General features: G+C 37.4%; 10 protein-coding genes and 2 pseudogenes. 10 read left to right on the forward strand and 2 right to left on the reverse strand.

The window, feature by feature from the left end:
* Positions 1–80 precede the first annotated feature (80 nt).
* The gene (locus tag ACFIJR_RS05645; protein WP_375626811.1) at positions 81–1,475 is read left to right on the forward strand and encodes a M20/M25/M40 family metallo-hydrolase; all 1,395 of its coding nucleotides are present in this window, start codon (positions 81–83) and stop codon (positions 1,473–1,475) included.
* Positions 1,468–2,088, forward strand: a complete 621-nt coding sequence (locus ACFIJR_RS05650; protein WP_273787818.1) for a ribonuclease D — start codon at positions 1,468–1,470, stop codon at positions 2,086–2,088. Before ACFIJR_RS05645 ends, ACFIJR_RS05650 begins: the two co-directional genes overlap by 8 nt.
* 248 nt (positions 2,089–2,336) lie before the next feature.
* Here the strand turns inward: ACFIJR_RS05650 and ACFIJR_RS05655 are convergent.
* A pseudogene (locus tag ACFIJR_RS05655) lies at positions 2,337–2,792 on the reverse strand (integrase); the annotation flags it as partial.
* Positions 2,793–3,521: 729 nt separating this feature from the next.
* Between ACFIJR_RS05655 and ACFIJR_RS05660 the strand changes: the two are divergent.
* The 8 genes and pseudogenes from ACFIJR_RS05660 (at position 3,522) to ACFIJR_RS05695 (ending at position 17,059) form a co-directional block, all read left to right on the forward strand.
* Positions 3,522–3,851: a hypothetical protein gene (locus ACFIJR_RS05660; protein WP_375651810.1), complete on the forward strand. Its 330-nt coding sequence runs from the start codon at positions 3,522–3,524 to the stop codon at positions 3,849–3,851.
* A gap of 1,831 nt (positions 3,852–5,682) precedes the next feature.
* A complete protein-coding gene (locus ACFIJR_RS05665) occupies positions 5,683–6,516 on the forward strand; it encodes an outer membrane protein (protein ID WP_375653797.1) in 834 nt (277 codons plus the stop codon).
* A 333-nt stretch (positions 6,517–6,849) separates the two neighbouring features.
* Positions 6,850–7,743 carry a porin gene (locus ACFIJR_RS05670; RefSeq protein WP_375653798.1) on the forward strand — a complete coding sequence of 298 codons (894 nt, stop codon included), beginning with the start codon at positions 6,850–6,852 and terminating at the stop codon, positions 7,741–7,743.
* Positions 7,744–8,091: 348 nt separating this feature from the next.
* Positions 8,092–8,914 (forward strand): annotated as a pseudogene (locus ACFIJR_RS05675) (outer membrane protein).
* Between the two features lie 182 nt (positions 8,915–9,096).
* Positions 9,097–9,987 carry an outer membrane protein gene (locus ACFIJR_RS05680; RefSeq protein WP_375626822.1) on the forward strand — a complete coding sequence of 297 codons (891 nt, stop codon included), beginning with the start codon at positions 9,097–9,099 and terminating at the stop codon, positions 9,985–9,987.
* A gap of 1,472 nt (positions 9,988–11,459) precedes the next feature.
* Positions 11,460–13,226, forward strand: a complete 1,767-nt coding sequence (locus ACFIJR_RS05685; protein ID WP_375653799.1) for a porin — start codon at positions 11,460–11,462, stop codon at positions 13,224–13,226.
* Positions 13,227–13,474: 248 nt separating this feature from the next.
* The gene (gene ileS / locus ACFIJR_RS05690) at positions 13,475–16,390 is read left to right on the forward strand and encodes an isoleucine--tRNA ligase (RefSeq protein WP_375626826.1); all 2,916 of its coding nucleotides are present in this window, start codon (positions 13,475–13,477) and stop codon (positions 16,388–16,390) included.
* Between the two features lie 177 nt (positions 16,391–16,567).
* Positions 16,568–17,059 carry a hypothetical protein gene (locus ACFIJR_RS05695; protein WP_375625697.1) on the forward strand — a complete coding sequence of 164 codons (492 nt, stop codon included), beginning with the start codon at positions 16,568–16,570 and terminating at the stop codon, positions 17,057–17,059.
* 648 nt (positions 17,060–17,707) lie between these two features.
* Here ACFIJR_RS05695 and ACFIJR_RS05700 read toward each other — a convergent pair.
* Positions 17,708–18,154 carry a nucleoside deaminase gene (locus ACFIJR_RS05700; protein ID WP_375625699.1) on the reverse strand — a complete coding sequence of 149 codons (447 nt, stop codon included), beginning with the start codon at positions 18,152–18,154 and terminating at the stop codon, positions 17,708–17,710.
* Between the last annotated feature and the right edge of the window lie 133 nt (positions 18,155–18,287).

Consider the following 18,287-nt stretch of genomic DNA (forward strand, 5'->3'; position numbering starts at 1 on the left):
GGTGTCTTGCAAAATCTTACAAGAGGCTTAAAGTCGTCGTATCTATAGTATAATTACACAAGGCTTGAGAGGTTTTTTTTATGCTGAATAAAGTACTAACACATCTTGATGGAAATATAGAAAAGAGCCTTGAACGCCTTTTTTCTCTTTTACGTTTTCAATCGATTTCTACAGACTCGGCTTACAAGGATGCATGTCGTAAAGCAGCTGATTGGTTAGTAGAGGATTTAAAAAGCATCGGTTTTGAGGCTTCACGCCGTGATACACCGGGTCATCCAATGGTTGTTGGGCATCATCCAGGACCTTCGGATGATTGTTTGCATGTTTTGTTTTACGGACATTATGATGTTCAACCTGTTGATCCTTTGAGTTTATGGGAGGATGATCCATTTACACCTTCTTTAAAAGAGAGAGATGGAGAGAAAGTTATTTGTGCTCGTGGAGCTTCAGATGACAAAGGTCAGTTGATGACTTTTATTGAAGCATGTCGTGCATTTAAGAAAGAAACAGGGCATCTTCCTGTTAAAGTTACTATTTTATGTGAAGGTGAGGAAGAATGTGCTTCTCCTTCCCTTATTCCTTTTTTAAAAGAAAATAAAGATGAACTTAAGGCAGATTATGCATTGGTTTGTGACACGTCAATGTGGGATGCGGATACACCATCTATTGCTCTTTCTCTTCGGGGAATTATGGCAGAAGAGATAATTATTACAGCAGCGAATCGTGATTTGCATTCTGGTTATTTTGGAGGAGTAGCAGTTAATCCCATTCGTATTCTAACGAAAATCTTAGCAGGACTTCACGATGAAAATAATAGGGTAACACTTCCTAGTTTTTATGATGGCGTAGAAGAAACACCTCCACAGATTTTGCAGTTATGGAATGAACTTAATTGTACTGCTGAAAATTTTCTTGGTCCTATAGGGCTTTCCATTCCTGCTGGTGAAAAAGGGCGGAGCATTTTAGAGCTTGTATGGGCACGTCCTACCATGGAAATTAATGGTATTAGTGGCGGCTATGAAGGGGAAGGGATGAAAACGGTTATTGCTTCTCAAGCGAGTGCAAAAGTATCGTGTCGTTTGGTGCATAAGCAAGATCCAGAGAAAATACGCCAAGCGTTGCGTGATTATGTACGTAGCTCAATTCCGGCTGATTGTAAGGTTGAATTTAAGAATCACGGTTCTTCTCCGGCACTTCAGATTTCTGATGATTCATCTTTTATCAAGGAGGCGAAGGATGCCTTATCACAAGAGTGGGAAGTGCCTGCTGTTTTGACAGCTATGGGGGGCTCGATCCCAATTGTAGCAGATTTTCGGTCAATTCTTGGTATGGAAACTCTTTTGGTTGGTTTTGGACTGGCTGATGATCGTATTCATTCGCCTAATGAAAAGTATAATTTAAAATCGTTTCATAAGGGGCAGCGGTCTTGGGCGCGTATTCTTGCTGCTTTCGCAAATAGGAGGGTAAATGGCTGAGATTCGCGTTCATCAAGGTGATTTACCAAACTTAGATAATTATAAAACTGACGCCATTGCGATTGATACTGAAACTTTAGGGTTACAACCCCATCGTGATCGTTTATGTGTTGTTCAGCTTTCTTCTGGAGATGGTACTGCCGATATTATACAAATTGCTAAAGGACAAAAGAGTGCACCTAATTTGGTCAAGCTTCTTGGAGATAACGCAGTCATCAAAATATTCCATTTTGGGCGTTTTGATCTTGCGATTTTAGCGCATACATTTGGTGTTATGCCAGAGGCTATTTTTTGTACAAAGATTGCTTCGAAACTCACGCGTACTTATACGGATCGTCATGGCTTGAAAGAAATTTGTAATGAATTGCTGAATGTGAATATTTCTAAACAGCAACAATCTTCGGATTGGGCGGCAGAAACGTTATCACAGGCACAAATTGAATATGCTGCGTCGGATGTGTTATATTTGCATCGTTTAAAGGTTATATTTGAAGAACGTTTAAGACGTGAAGAGCGAGAAAATGTTGCCAAGGCATGCTTTCAATTTTTGCCTATGAGAGCTAGGCTTGATCTTTTAGGATGGGCGGAAGTTGATATTTTTGCGCATAGCTAACTTTAAAATTGGCTTTTAATGGAGTTAATTATTGATGTGAGAGGATGAAATGCTTGTACATTATGGGCATTTTATCCTCTCATCTTTTCTGATAAGAGTTATAATAAATTCTTAAGTGCTATTTCATTTGAAGTTTAGGTAATCAAAGTGCTTTTGCGAATTCATATTTTTTACTTTTGTAACAGCTTTTATTTGAAAAAAGCAATTTTGAGGAGAGTTTTGAAACATATGGTAGGTTCGAAGACCTAAATCTCTGAAACCAGTACACAGCCTAATTGGGAAAAAATATGAAGGCGTAAATATAAAAACCAAATCTTATCTTTACCATCATTTTTAATTCTGCTTTACGACTTTCAAAAGTATCTAAAGCAATGTCTGTTAAATAATAGAGATTACGCATTGCCTCACGCTTTTGTTTCTCACGTTTTTAATGGATTTACGTTCTTCATGTAAAACAGAACGCCCTAAACGGAATATATTTGTGTTGCTAATTCATGTGCTTTTTTTAAAATAAACCGGCACCCAAGCTCATTTCACGGCGGCGCTTATGAGTGGTATAACGATAAAGCCCCAAAATATGATATAAAATTCGTTGAGCACTCCCATCTTTACGCTTATGGAGTAACAAGCCGCTACCATCACACAATTTGCCAACTCCCAATGTTGTGTAGCTCTTGGCACTTGGGATGGTTTATAAGAGGCATTTTTAGTCTTTTTTATTTTTGTCTACACAGCTCTCCCCACTTGTAACATGCAATCAAATGGTTTTGATGGATTCAACATGAAAAAGATTTGGATGAGAGAATCTTACGGTATTCAGGGTTTTTACTCAATATGAATAACGCTAAACTATCATTATAAATCAATATATTATATGATTAATGTATACAGATAACTACGATTGCACTGAACAATGCAAAGAGCAACTCCTAGAAAAGTGTGCTAGAAACAAGTCAGCAAGAGCGCTTTTTACTAAGTCAAAACGTTGCAATAGCTTTTGCATTTAAATAGATTCGTAAGAATCCCCCTGTTTTCAAGAGTTTTATCTCTATACAAACTTCATTTATGATGTGGAAGCGAATAAATTTGCTTAATGTATAATGAACAAGTTTGGAATGAGAGAATATTCTGATATTCTAGGGGCTCATTTTGTGTGAGGAAATGTACATTATATTTATAAATCAATTGTTTATGTGAGGCTCGTATAGTTTATTATTTTCAGACGATACTTCGTGCCTTTAATTTATTACTCAATAAGTGATTTCTATGTTGGTAGAGCAGGGCAATTTGCTTTTATTTTAAAATCAAAAGGGCTCCAAAGCTTTATTTGTAAGGATTTTCACTTTTTATCTATAAACATATTATTTTTCTCTAGAAATTTGCAATGAAGGCACTAGGTAAAATCCATTATGGATATTTAATGAGGTTAATTTATGAACATAAAATATTTTATTACAGCTTTTGCTACTTTTGCTTCAATCTCTATCGCTCAGGGTGCGAGTTTTTTAGCGTCTCAAAACCTTATACAGAGAGCATCTTCGGCTGTTCCTCCAATAGGTCTTTTTTCTGGTGAACAGCTTCGCAAGGTATTATCTGAAGTTTTTCAAATAGAACTTTCTTGCACAAATAACAGTGAATACATAACAGCAGCTAAGTTAGTACCTGTGTCACATTCTGGTAAAAAAAGAGGATATAATCCTAAAAAAGGACTAGGGAAAAGAGGACGACCAAACCTATTTACACGAAGTCCAATGAGTTTTTAAAAAGTGAGAAAACAACATTGAGAGCTGTAACGTATGCTCGAAAAATGAAGAAAAGAGATATTATCACCTGAAAACAGGAGGGGAGCTATTTTTTTAAATGGTGTTATAATTGTATACGGTGAGAATGAAGAGTACTGTTCGGAAAAGATACGAGCAGGGAGATTTTAGTGAACGAATAGTACTGTATAATAGCAACCAGTCGTTACAAAATTCATGGGTTTAGATGAATATAGCCTAGAGATTTCGGGTTATTTTGTTATGCCGATCGTCATTTTAAGTGTGGTTATATAAGGCATGTAAAACGCCTTGATAAGTGCTTTTAGAGTATGGGGTGGGATTAGTGAAGGACTTGTCTATAGGGAATCTTTGGTTAAGTGAATTACATGAATGGGAAGCTAAATGAAACCCACTCGACAAAAATCTGGACTATTTGCAGACAGGGTCTGATAGGACGCTTCATCCAAATCGAGAAGAAAGCCAAGTATTTATTTTAATGTTAAACTTTTGATCTTGGTGTGTTTCAAGGAATAAAACGCCATTGAGTTGCATACTTACGTGAGCTTGTTTTAAAGAAACATTTCTCAATGCTCACAAGCCTATTTCGCGACGCCATTTATGAAAGGTATAATGGTAAATCCATTGAGTACTACCGCCTTTACGCTTATGAAGGTGAAAAGCCAGCATTCATCACACACTTTGCTAGTTCTCAATATTGTGACAGCCTTTGGTATGTGAGACGATTCATAAGGAGGCGTTTTTAATCCTTTCTTGTACAGTTTTTATCTACACGGCTTTTCTTGCTTGTAATGTGCAAGCGAATGATTTTGATTGATTGCGACATGCAACCAGTTTGGAATGAGAGAATCTTACGATATGTGACTACAGAATTTTATAAAATATTTTTTATTTGTCTATGATGCAATATCAGATATTTTTTCTGCCAAATTAATGACTTTTAAAGCAAAGTTTTGTGTGAAAACTTTAAGAAAGATCTCTCATCTTTTTTGATTTAAGGGGAGTTTGAATATAGATTTCAGCATTTATCATACCAGTTTCTTGTCTTTAGGCATTTTTTTCAATTTAGTCTTGTAATGGAGTATGAAATGATAGCCTACAAATAAGGCTGAAGCTCTGAAAAAGACTTTACTATAAGGTTGAAAGAAGAAAAAAATGGTAAATATTTAAAAACAATAAATGCCTAAAGTAAAAATAAAGAGCAGGCAAGTTGCATGTGATCTTGTTTCAATCCATGGATTATTGGAAGTCTTATTTTGTGCGATACAAGTTTATGTTTGAAATAAGCATCCTTTTTATGAAAAAAACGAATACATAGTTTTCATATTTGGTTATGCGAAGGATGAAGGTAAAAACGTTATTTGTATAAATTTAAATAGAACGGTTGCATTTGACAGTTCTTGCTATTGAAAACATTCATAAGTGACATTTTTAGTTTTTTAACGGTTTCACATACTTGCTCGTTTGTATTGTATAGAGGGATGGTTTTTGTTGCTTGAATATACAATGGTTTAAGATGAGAGCATTTGAATTTAATATAAAATGATAATTTTTCATTAGACAATAGCACATGCTTTCCACGGTGATAACGCAGATATTTTTGAAAAATTTATAAAGAAGAGCAAATGTGACAAGAGACAATCATTTGTACATTGGCATAGTTCAATTCTCATTTATTACAGATCAAGCAATCAAAGGTGATTTGATTGGCTTTTTGTTTTTTTTATGAGTGTATCATTTTTGCTACAGATATCTGAAGTTTGGGCTCTATATGAAACGATGTGTTCAAATAAATATTCAGCTATGGAGAGAAAATATGAATATGAAATGGTTAATAACAGCTTCTGCTTTCGCTTTTGTTTCAGCTTCAGCAGCACAAGCAGCAGATGTTATTGTTCCCCCAAGTCCAACACCTGTTGCTCCCGTTATTGTTGCTCCAACTTTTTCTTGGACAGGTTTTTATGTTGGAGGCCAGATTGGTGGTTTTTCGGGTAAAACGAAAATGGATATTCTCAGTAACGGAAAAAAGATTCCAGCGCCGGATGACCTTTTGCCTAAACTATCTGGTTTCATGGGTGGTCTTTACGCAGGTTCCAACGTTGATCTCGGTAATGGCCTTATTTTAGGTGTTGATACAGATATCGTGTGGTCTAATAAAGATGACACGAAGACAGGAAACACATATGTTATTCTTCCAGGTCATATCAATTATATTAAGAAGATATTAACAGAATCTGGAATTAGTATTGGTAAAGATGCGCTTGAAGCTGGTGCTAAACGGACCCACAGTTTCACTTTTAAAGAAAAGTGGGCTGGTGCGACACGCGTACGTATTGGTTTTGCAGCTGAACGCATTATGCCTTACGTTGCTGGTGGTATCGCCTATACACAGCTTCAAGATACTGCATCAATTTCAATAACAGGCAAAGATTCAGATAAAGTAATAGCTTCTGGTAGCTTGTCTGATGAAACAAAGACCCTTGTTGGTTACACTCTGGGTGCTGGTGTTGATTTAGCTATGACCAATAACGTTATTGTCCGTGCGGAATACCGTTACTCTGATTTTGGAAAAAAGAAATTCTCAAATGATAAATATGAGACATCTTACAAAACCAATGATTTCCGAGTTGGTGTTGCTTACAAATTTTAACAGATGATAAGTTAAATAACAGAGGCGCTGTTTTTAACAGCACCTCTGTTATTCTCTGTTGCTATATTATCACACAATACATAATTTATTGTGGATGTGGAAAGATATTATTCAGATTTTCTTAAAAAAATCATAGACAATAAACAATAATTACATTTAAAAATCAATAAGTTATTTATATATATTTTTTAAGTTTCTCGTACAAAACAAAGCTATGAATTGCTTTTGTCTGAGATGTGCCCTCCATTTTCTGTGACTGTATCATTTTTACTACAGCTTTTCTTTCTGTAATCTTGTAGCACTTTGCTCATAAATAAATTAGGAGCAAAGTTTATGAATATAAAATCTTTAGTAACAACTTCTGTTATCGCTATAGCGGCAGCTTCTGCAGCACAAGCTGCTGATGTTATCATCCCTCGTGAAACAGCCCCAGCAGTCATCTCAGCCCCTTCATTTTCTTGGACAGGCTTTTATATCGGTGGTCAGATTGGTGGTTTTTCAAGTAAAATTGACTTAAAAGATAAAGATAAAGAGACTTCAATTTTTAAAGACTTATCACCTAAGCTTTCAGGTTTGATTGGCGGTTTTTATGCAGGATCTAACTTTGATCTTGGAAATGGCATTATACTAGGTGTTGAAACAGATATGATCTGGTCTGGCAAAAAGGATGTGCGAGTAGCTTCTGAAACTGTAACTCCTCCAGCTGGTGGAACTGAAACTCCTCAAGGTGGTGGAACTGAAACTCCTCAAGGTGGTGGAACTGAAACTCCTCAAGGTGGTGGAACTGAAACTCCTCCAGCTAGTGGAACTGAAACTGTAAAGAGTTTAAGTATTAGAAATGCAGGTGCACAAGAAGCTGTGGATGTATCAGAAGCTGTTGGTTTTAAACAGAAATGGGCTGGTGCTACGCGAGTACGTATTGGTTTTGCTGCTGCTGACCGCATTATGCCTTATGTTGCTGGAGGTGTTGCCTATACACAGCTAGAGGCTGCTCATGGAGAAGTGAAGGTAGGTGATAAAACTTTTGTTTCAGGTTCATCTGCTGAAACAGCAACAATGGTTGGTTTCACTATTGGTGGCGGTCTTGATTTTGCAGTGACTGATAATGTCCTGTTGCGTGCAGAATACCGTTACTCGGACTATGGTAAAAAGAAATTTTTTGCAAAAGAAAAAGAATATAATTTCAGAACCAATGACTTCCGTGTTGGTGTAGCTTACAAATTCTAATTTCGTAAAAAACAAAATAAACTTCTAAGAGGCTCTGTCAAAGACAGAGCCTCTGTTATATTATTACTCACTCCATATTTATTGGAGATATAAAAATATTTTCATAAACGACAGACAAGAATTACATTCAAAATCGATAAGTTAACTTACGAATTCTCGTACGGAGTGAAGTTAATAACGTTGTAAAGTCATGCAGCGATTTTGTTTTGAGTGCATCCTCCATTTTCTATAACTGTATTATTTTTTACTACAGCTTTTCTTTCTGTAATCTTGTAGCATTATCCTCTAAATAAATGAGGCGCAAAGTTTACGAATATAAAATCTTTAGTCAAAACGTCTATTATCGCTATGGCAGCAGCTTCTGTGGCACAATCTTCTGATGTTATCATTCCTCGTGAAACAGTCTCAGCAGTTATCACAGCCCTTTCGTTTTCTTGGATAGATTTTTATCTTGGTGGTCAAGTTAGCAACTTTTCAAGTCAAAATTGATGTATTTGATTTAGAGACAAAAGAAAAAACTTCAGATAAAGATGGACTACCTAAGCCTTGAGGTTTCATAGGTGGTATTTATTTAGGTTCCAATTAGGTTCTAATGTAGATCTTGGAAATGTCCTCATTCTAGGTGTTGAAACCGATGCAGTCTGGGCAGACCGAGGAGAGACGAAGACGGTCTCAAAGATTCTTGCGATTGACGAATTTAATGATTTTAATGATGAATTTGAAGATGCTGGTGTTGCATTGCTGGTGTTACATTGGATGAAAATAAAAAGTTTCAAAAAGGTGACACAGCAGTGTATCATATTGGTTTCAAAGAAAAATAGTCTGGTGCAACACGGGTTTGTGTTGGTTTTTCCGTCGCTGACCGCATTATGCCTTATGTTGCCAATGGTATTGCCTATGCGCAAATACAAGGTGTCGATAAAGTTTCAGAAACAAAAAAGTCGGCAAATGGTAAGTCAAGTAAAGAAGTTGCTGCTACGGTATTTGATAAATCAAAAACGTTGGTGGGTTTTACCCTTGGTGGTGGTATAGATTTCACGATGACAGATCATATTCTTCTTCGTGCGGAATACCGCTACTCAGACTTTGGTAAGAAGGAATTTAAAAAAGATTACCTTAAACTAGGCTACAAAACAATGACTTTTATGTAGGTGTCGCTTACAAGGTCTAATTTCATCAAAAGCGCAATTATGAATACAAAGTATTAATAAAAAATTAAATTTTAAAGAGATCTTGACTTTTACAAAACCGCTGTTTTCTAGGCTTTTATTTGTATGACTGTGACATTTTTACTACAGCTTTTCTATCTATAATCTTGTAAGGTCATCTTATAGTTAATTTAGGAGCAAAATTATGAATACAAAATCTTTAATAGCAACTTCTGCTGCTGCTTTAATTTCAGCTTCTGCAGCACAGGCTGCTGATGTGATGATCCCTCATGAAGTCGCACCAGCAGTTATCGCAGCAGCCCCTTCGTTTTCTTGGACGGGTTTTTATCTTGGTGGTCAAGTTGGCAACTTTTCGAGTAAAACTAAAGTAACTATTCCAGGAGCGGATAAAGAACTTTTCAAAAAAGATAACACACCTAGTCCTTCTGGTTTCATGGGTGGTATTTATGCCGGATCTAACGTAGACCTCGGAAATGGTCTCATTCTCGGGGTTGAAACCGATGCAGTTTGGGCAGGCCGTGAAGAATCAAAAAAAGCCCGTGAATTGACTCTTACTGAAAAAGATGCAGAAAATTTTAATGCTGCCCTTGAAAAAGCTAAGGTTGAACTAAAAGATCAGCAGCAGTTTGCAGAAGGTGACAAGGTAACAGAAACGCACAGTTACAAAGAAAAATGGTCTGGTGCGACACGCGTCCGTATCGGTTTTGCTGCTGTTGACCGTATTATGCCTTATGTTGCTGGTGGTATTGCCTATGCGCAGGTACAGGGCATTCAATCCGTTGCAGGAAAAGGAGAGAGAGCTAAAGTTGAGCAGAAAGCTGACGGGGATGAAAAAGTGCCAGACGCAGAGGCTAAGCAAGCCATAGATTTGACTGGTGGTACTTGGGCTGATGACACGAAGACAATGCTTGGTTTCACTATTGGTGGTGGAGTTGACTTTGCAATGACAGACAACGTTCTTTTACGTGCGGAATACCGTTACTCCGATTTTGGTAAAAAGAAATTCGCAAACGATACACGTGAATTCAATTACAAAACCAATGACTTCCGTGTAGGTGTCGCTTACAAATTCTAATTTCGTAAAAATGAAATTAGAAGCATAAAAAATACTAAGGCCTCGTTTAACGGGGCCTTTATTTTATTAGCTCTCTATTCTATATCTCTTAATCCCTTCTATTTTTATTTGTATCATTTTGTGCTATAAGACTTTAAAGAAAAAAGTTTTATATTATAGAGGGCGAATTGGTGGTATATATGGATTTTATAGCTACTGATTACATAAAATCTTATATCATGGCTATCATTTTACGCCTAAGTGAAAAGTATTCAATTAATCTCAGAAATAGGAAAAGATCATAACCAGTGACTAAATTTATTCTGTATATACCAGATTAGAGTGAGCGTATTACATATATCTGTTGGAGTAAGCTTTGGGAAATACAGTCTCATTGGGGAAGAATATGAAGTAACAAAGAGAAAAACTAGTTTCCAACTTTATCCTCTTCTTTTAATTTAGCTTTACGATTTTCAAAAGCATTTAGGATAATGTCTTACGTTTTTGTTTATTGCATTCTTTTTATGGGATCACACTCCTCATGCAAAACAGAACGCCCCAAACGGAATACACTTGTTGTTGTGTATTCACACATTTGTTTTAAAGAAATATTTTTCAAAGTACATCAAGCCCACTTCATGTCAGTATCCGTGAGTGATATAAGACGGTAAAACCTCCCAATGAAATAATATAAAATCTATAGAGCACCACTATCTTTACACTCTTAATAAAAAGAGCAAGCTAGCATCATCATACAACTTTGCCAGCCACCAATGTTGGTGGACAGACCTTGGCTGTTAAAAGCGTTCATAAGAGGCATTTAAAATTCTTTTAATGTTTTTTGTCCACAGACTGTTTCCGCTATCGAGAGACATGGTTTTGATTAATACAACATAGAACAGGTTTTTAATGATAAAATCCTACAGTATTAGTTTTTTCATTCAACATAAAAACAATAAATTATCCTTATAAATTAAACCGATGTCTCATGATGAAGATATTTACGCAAAGAATCTAAAAGTTTTTTTGCGAGTGTTTGAATAAGTCTTTTGTTTCTCTTAATTTTAGATACAAAATACTATCGCTAAAGCACCAAAAGTAGATCATGTTGATAAATAGATGAAACTTTGATGGCGCTTGGTTTTAAAAAAGGCAATATTTGATTTCACTGTTTTCGTTGGCATTGATTTTGCAATGACAGATGATAGTTTATTGCATGCAGAATACTGTTATTCAGATTTCGGTAAAAAGAAATTTATAAAGAATATTATCATTAACAGTTATGCGAAAATTTAATGAAAATGAATCCAACTTTAAGACACATAATTCTGGTGTGATTTAGTTTACAAATTCTTATTGAATGCAAAATTGAAAGTTTAAGAAGCCTTATTTTCAAAAAATTTTTATTTTTTTGTGAGTGTGTCATTTTTGCTACAGATCTTTCAAAAAAGATGCTCTATATACATTTCATTTTGGATATTTGGAGAGATTTTATGAATACAAAACGTTTAATAACAGCATCTATTTTTTCTTTAATTTCAGCGTCTACAGCGCTAGCTGCTGATGTTATGATTCCTCATCAACCAGCACCATCGACATCTTCTACCATTGTTGCGCCTACTTTTTCATGGACAGGTCTTTATTTAGGTGTCCAAGCTGGTGGTTTTTCGAGCAAATCTGATATAGCTCTTGTTGATCAAGAAAAGAATTTGCCACTAGATAAAGAGATCTCTCCTAAACTTTCGGGTTTTGTAGGTGGTTTTTATGCAGGTTCTAATATTGATCTCGGTGATAACTTTATTTTTGGTGTCGATACGGATTTAATGATATCTGGTAAAAAACACACAAAGACAATTACCATAGGTGCGGCTGATAACACTACAATAGAAAATGCAGTCGTAAGATCCCGCAGATCCGCAAAGCCACAAACGCCTCCAGCCCCACCAGCAGTACCAGGAACACAAGCACAAAAAAACGTTTCAGAAACACCTGCTAGTGCAGGAGCTACAGCAGTAGGGACTCCAGTAGCAGGATCCACGTCAAAAACATCTGCTGCAACGCAATCCGGTTCATCACCAGATAGACCAGTAAATGCAGTTCAATCGTCACAAGCAGGAGCGGTACAATCAAATCAAGCAGCAGCAACTGGAAAGTCTAGCAGTCCTAATACAATAGCAGGAAAAACAGTGACGAAGGTACAAAGTCCAGAAGTTTCGACTTCACTGTCAAACGCACCATCTGTATTGCCAGTAGCACAATCAGACTCCTCCAAACAGGTGTTGAGGACAGAGCAATCTTCACGGACATCATTGGCAAGAACAGATGTAGGGCGGACATCGGTAAATGAATTGCAGTCGCCTGCACCTAAATCGGCATCTTCCAGCACAGGAGTGGGAATTTCAGAGCGGTCAGGATCACTCTCATTGGCAAGATCAGCTTCGGGAGACCAATCATCAGGAGTAGGGTTAAATGGAACACGTGAGTCTGCACCAGTAAAATCTGCCGTAACCGTATCAGCATCACAACCATCATCATCAGAAAGAACAGTACCGAGCGGAGGGACACCTGTACTCGCGAGATCAGGTTCAACCTCTGAGTCAGCAAAAGCTTCCAATGGAACAAGCGGAGCCCAACACGGAGGTCATCATGGCGCCCATGGTAGTGGAAATAATGCTAATCCGCATGGTGCTTCTCATGGAGGTGGGCATGGCTCTGGCGCTCATGCGCATGGTACTAATTCACATGCTTCTCGTTCTCATGGTGGACAGAATGTGGCTGGACATGGTGCACAAAGTACACAAGTGGTGGATAAGAACAATTCCAGTGCATATGGTATAGAACAAATGAAAAAGCTGGCTTCTGAACTTGGTCTTGATCAAGAGGATGAAGTTGAAACTTTAAGTCATACTTTCAAACAAAATTGGGGTGGTGCTACACGGGTACGTATTGGTTTTGCTGCTGATCGCTTTATGCCTTATCTTGCTGGTGGTATTGCTTATGGGCAGTTCCAAGACACTGTATCAATATCCGTTAAGGATGAGGATGGAAGAGTCGTTTCTTCTAAGAACTTAGCTGATGAAACAAAAACCATGATTGGTTACACACTTGGTGGTGGCGTTGATTTCTCGCTTCTGGATAATGTGATTGTACGTGCAGAATATCGTTACTCTGATTTTGGTAAAAAGAAATTTGCAAAGGAAAAACTTGAAGTTAACTACAAAACCAATGATTTCCGCGTTGGTGTAGCTTATAAATTCTAATTTTTTAAAGAGTAAATTTCTAAGAGGCTCCACTATTAGTGGAGCCTTTATTTTTTAAAAGATCACTTTTTGGTTTCTTTTCTTGTGAATTTCATGATAAAGCCCATAGAGTGTGATGATATATTTTCCTGATCGCTGCTTAATACGAATGATAAGCTCGGCTTTCCCTATAGATAAAAACCAGAGTTGCAGGGTTCAGGGAAGTTATGCAAAAATGAAATCGTAAAAGTGGACAGGAATATTTCACAATGACTGTGAAAAATGAAACAATAGATTATTCAAAAACTCTTTATCTCCCACAGACAAATTTTCCTATGCGTGCAGGGCTTCCGCAAAAAGAGCTTGAATTGATGGCGCGTTGGGAAAATATGGGGCTTTATGCGCAATTGCGCCAACAAGCAAAAGATCGTCCATTTTATATTCTTCATGATGGTCCACCTTATGCAAATGGACATATTCATATTGGGCATGCTTTAAACAAAGTTTTAAAGGATGTGGTTGTCCGTTCATTCCAAATGCGCGGTTTTAATGCAAATTATGTACCTGGTTGGGATTGCCATGGGCTTCCAATTGAATGGAAAATTGAAGAAAAATATCGAGCACAAGGAAAAAATAAGGATGAGGTACCGCTTAACGAGTTTCGTCAAGAATGCCGTGAATTTGCACAGCATTGGGTAACCGTTCAAAGTGAAGAATTTAAACGCCTTGGTGTCATGGGAGATTTTAACACGCCTTATACTACAATGGCTTTCCATGCAGAAGCACGCATTGCCAGTGAATTGATAAAATTTGCTATGTCAGATCAGATCTATCGTGGTTCCAAGCCGGTGATGTGGTCTGTTGTAGAGCGTACGGCTTTGGCAGAGGCTGAGATTGAATATCATGATCATGAATCAGAGGTGCTTTGGGTTAAGTTTCCTGTTTTTGAAGCAAATTCTGATGATTTATATGGTGCTTATGTCGTCATTTGGACAACAACGCCGTGGACAATTCCAAGCAATCGTGCAGTGAGTTATTCTTCACAGATTTCTTATGGTATTTACGAAGTTGAAAGTGCTGAAAATGATTTTGGTCCTCAAGTGGGAGAAAAGCTTCTCTTTGCAGACGCTTTAGCAATGATTTGTGCAGAAAAAGCCAAACTTGTTTTGAAGCGTTTGCGTGTTATTTCTGCTGAAGAATTGAAAGCTCTTGTTCTTTCTCATCCACTCAAAGGTTTGGCTGGGGGGTATAACTTTAAAATTCCATTGCTTGATGGTTCGCACGTAACAGAGAGTGCTGGTACAGGTTTTGTCCATACAGCACCAAGCCATGGGCGTGAGGACTTTGAAATTTGGAATGATTATAAGTCCTTACTGGAGCAAACGGGGATTGATACGTCTATACCGTTTCCTGTTGATGATGCAGGGTTCTATACGAAAGATGTTCCAGGTTTAGGACCAGATCGTGAAGGAGGACCTGCGCGTGTTATTGATGATAATGGAAAAATGGGTGATGCCAATAAAGAGGTCATTAACGCTTTAATTAAAGCAGATCGATTGTTTGCACGGGGGCGTTTAAAGCATTCCTATCCCCATAGTTGGCGTTCAAAAAAACCCGTTATTTTTCGCAATACACCACAATGGTTTATTTCAATGGATAAAGATTTTGGGGATGGTTCAACTTTACGTAGTCGGGCTTTGGAAGCTGTTTCAAAAACGCGTTTTGTGCCGTCTTCTGGTCAAAACCGCCTAGCTTCTATGATAGAAGATCGTCCTGATTGGGTTCTTTCTCGTCAGCGTTCTTGGGGTGTTCCTATTTGTATTTTTGCGAATGAGGATGGTGTTATTCTAAAAGATGAAGGTGTGAACGAGCGTATTTTACGGGCTTTTGAAGCAGAAGGGGCAGATGCATGGTTTGCTGAAGGAGCACGTGAACGTTTTTTAGGTGAGCGTGCACATGAGCCTTGGGTACAGGTTTATGATATTTTGGATGTTTGGTTTGATTCTGGAGCAAGCCATAGCTTTGTGTTGGAAGATAGGGCGGATTTGAAATGGCCTGCTGATGTTTATTTTGAAGGTTCAGATCAACATCGCGGATGGTTCCAATCTTCTCTTTTGGAAAGCTGTGGTACGCGTGCTTGCTCTCCCTATAAGGCAGTGATCACACACGGTTTTACTTTGGATGAGAATGGTAAGAAAATGTCTAAATCTTTAGGCAATACGGTTGTTCCGCAAGAGATCATTAAAACATCTGGAGCTGATATTTTTCGTCTCTGGGTTATGACAACTGATTATTGGGAAGATCAGCGTTTAGGCAAAAAAATTCTTCAAACAAATGTGGATTCGTATCGTAAACTACGCAATGCAATTCGTTGGATGCTTGGAACTTTAGCATATGATGATGGAGAAGAAATATCTTATGGCGCACTGCCGGATCTTGAAAAATTTATATTGCATAGGCTTTTTGAACTTGATCAGTTGATTAATCGCGCTTACGATGAATTTGATTTTAAAAAGATTATGCGTGCATTATTGGATTTTTCAATCATTGAGTTATCGGCATTTTATTTTGATATCCGCAAGGATTCTCTTTATTGTGATGCGCCTTCATCAAAAAAACGCAAGGCCTCCTTGCAGGTTGTCCGTGAGATTTTTGAGCGTATGGTAACATGGCTTGCTCCAATGTTACCTTTTACTATGGAGGAAGCTTGGTTAGAGCGTTACCCAGAAAGCCAATCGGTGCATTTGGAACAATTTCGCTCTGTACCAGAAGAATGGCAAAACCAATCTTTGTCTGAGCGTTGGAAAAAAATTCGGCAGGTCCGTAAAGTTGTCACAGGTGCTTTAGAGCTTGAGCGCGTTGATAAGCGTATTGGATCCTCGTTAGAAGCCGCTCCTATTGTTTTTATTTCCAATCCGGCTTTACGGGAAGCATTAGAAAATGTGGATATGGCGGAGATCTGTATTACCAGTGCACTCACAATTACGCAGGATACAATACCTTCTGATGCTTTTACTTTGAGTGATGTTGAAGGTGTTGGTGTATATCCAGAGAAGGCATTAGGAAAAAAATGTGCTCGATCATGGCGTTATACACAAGATGTTGGGAGTGATCCTGCCTATCCGGATGTATCTGCTCGTGATGCAGCTGCTTTGCGGGAATTGCAGATTCTTGGCAAGATTTAAAATTTTAGATTAAAGGAAAGAAATGCAAGTAAATTTCTCATATTGATGAATATAGTTTTTTGTGGTACGAGAAAAATTCCGTTGTTTTATCTGCAGGGGGGAAATTTGTGTATGGACCGTTCTCTCATAAATAACGGGAATATTAATCAGCCATACACCTAGGGAATGGAATAGGCAGTGAGAAAACGTGAAATAAAAATATTTCCAATAGGAATTTTAGGGATGTGCTTTGTTTTGACGGGATGCAATTTATCCGCTCCTACCTATGGTACCGATAAACCAGTTTCGATACAGTTTTTTGAAGATGTTGCTAATATTACTTCATTAACACCAACAAATAACAGCAGCCAGATTGTTATGAAACCTCATCCAAAACTTGTAATACCAAGCCCTAGTTCGCGCGGATTTTTGCCGGTGCCGCAACAAGATAGATCTGTCAATGAAATGGCAGCATCGAAGAAGCATCAAGGAAATACTCCTTTTCCTCACAAAGGATCGTCAGTTAATGGTGCTGGTTCAGAAAATCCTTCACAGTTGAATGCAAAGCAACGACAGGAATATTTACGTCGTCAGAGAGCACAAGTTGGAAGTTCAAAATACCGTCGCTACCTCACTGAACCACCTTTAAGTTATCGCCAACCGGCGAAAACTGCACCTATTGGTCGATAGGGAAAAGACAAAATATTTAAAGTAAAGTATTTTTCCAATTACTTATGATACCAAGCTTTTATTCACTCACAGTTATAATGCTGCTGTAGGAGGGGCGTTATTCTCATGAAATAGCAATATGACAACAGCATCGAGAGAGTCATTATGCGTTTCCTAACACGAAGAATTTCTCAAGCTCATTTTACAACATCGCTTATGTGGATAGTATAACGTAAAATCTATTGAGCTTCACCATCTTTATGCTTAGGAAGGAGAAATCTGATACCATCATTTTATTTTCCAGACTCCAATGTTGCGACAATTCTTGCATTTGAGAGCCTTCATAAGAGACATTTTTAATCTTTTCTAAAACGTTCTTTATCTAGACGATAATCCCGCTTATGATATGCAAGAAAGTGATTTTTATTGCTTCAATGTAATTTGAAATGAGAGTATATCTACGATATGTTGGACTTTATATTTTATTATATAAAATAATGAATTATTCTTATGAATGAATGTATCATCTAGTAGAAGCAATATGCAGGATTAAAAGAGAGAAAAAATGCTTTGAAGTAGCTTTTGCTATATATATCAGAAGTATTAATAGTCTTGTTTGAGAAATAGGATAGTTTTTAAAGAGTGAAAGTTATGGAAGAAGAATTTTTTTTAGTATCGCTTTTGTACAAAAAAATCTTTAAGTAATTGAGCAGCTTCTTTTTCTTTAAAACCAGAATAAATGTCAGGTTTGTGATGACAGGTTGGTTGCTGATAAAAACGTGGACCATTTTCTATAGCACCCCCTTTGGGATCATTTGTTGCATAATAGAGACGTCGTATGCGTGCAAATGAAATGGCAGCAGCACACATAGCACAAGGCTCAAGTGTTACATAAAGATCGCAATCAGGAAGCCTTTCGCTTTGCAATGTTTTGCAAGCCATACGGATTGCGCGCATTTCTGCGTGTCCTGTAGGGTCATATGCAGATTTTATAAAGTTACCAGCGCGTGCAATGATAGCTTTTCCACGTGTAATGACAGCACCTACGGGAACTTCATCTTTTTTTGCAGCCCCTTGCGCTTCTAAAAGGGCTATTTCCATGGGCGTCAAAGTCATAATATTCTTTCTACTGAAGGTATAGAAAATCTAAAGGTTATCTCGATAAGGAATGCTATGGAATGAATAATTTATTACGCTTTTATAATGAAAGGAATACCTCTATTTTTAAAGAGTTTAAAACAAACTTGCA

It is taken from the genome of Bartonella sp. OD88NMGDW, from assembly GCF_042193775.1.
GTDB lineage: Bacteria > Pseudomonadota > Alphaproteobacteria > Rhizobiales > Rhizobiaceae > Bartonella > Bartonella grahamii.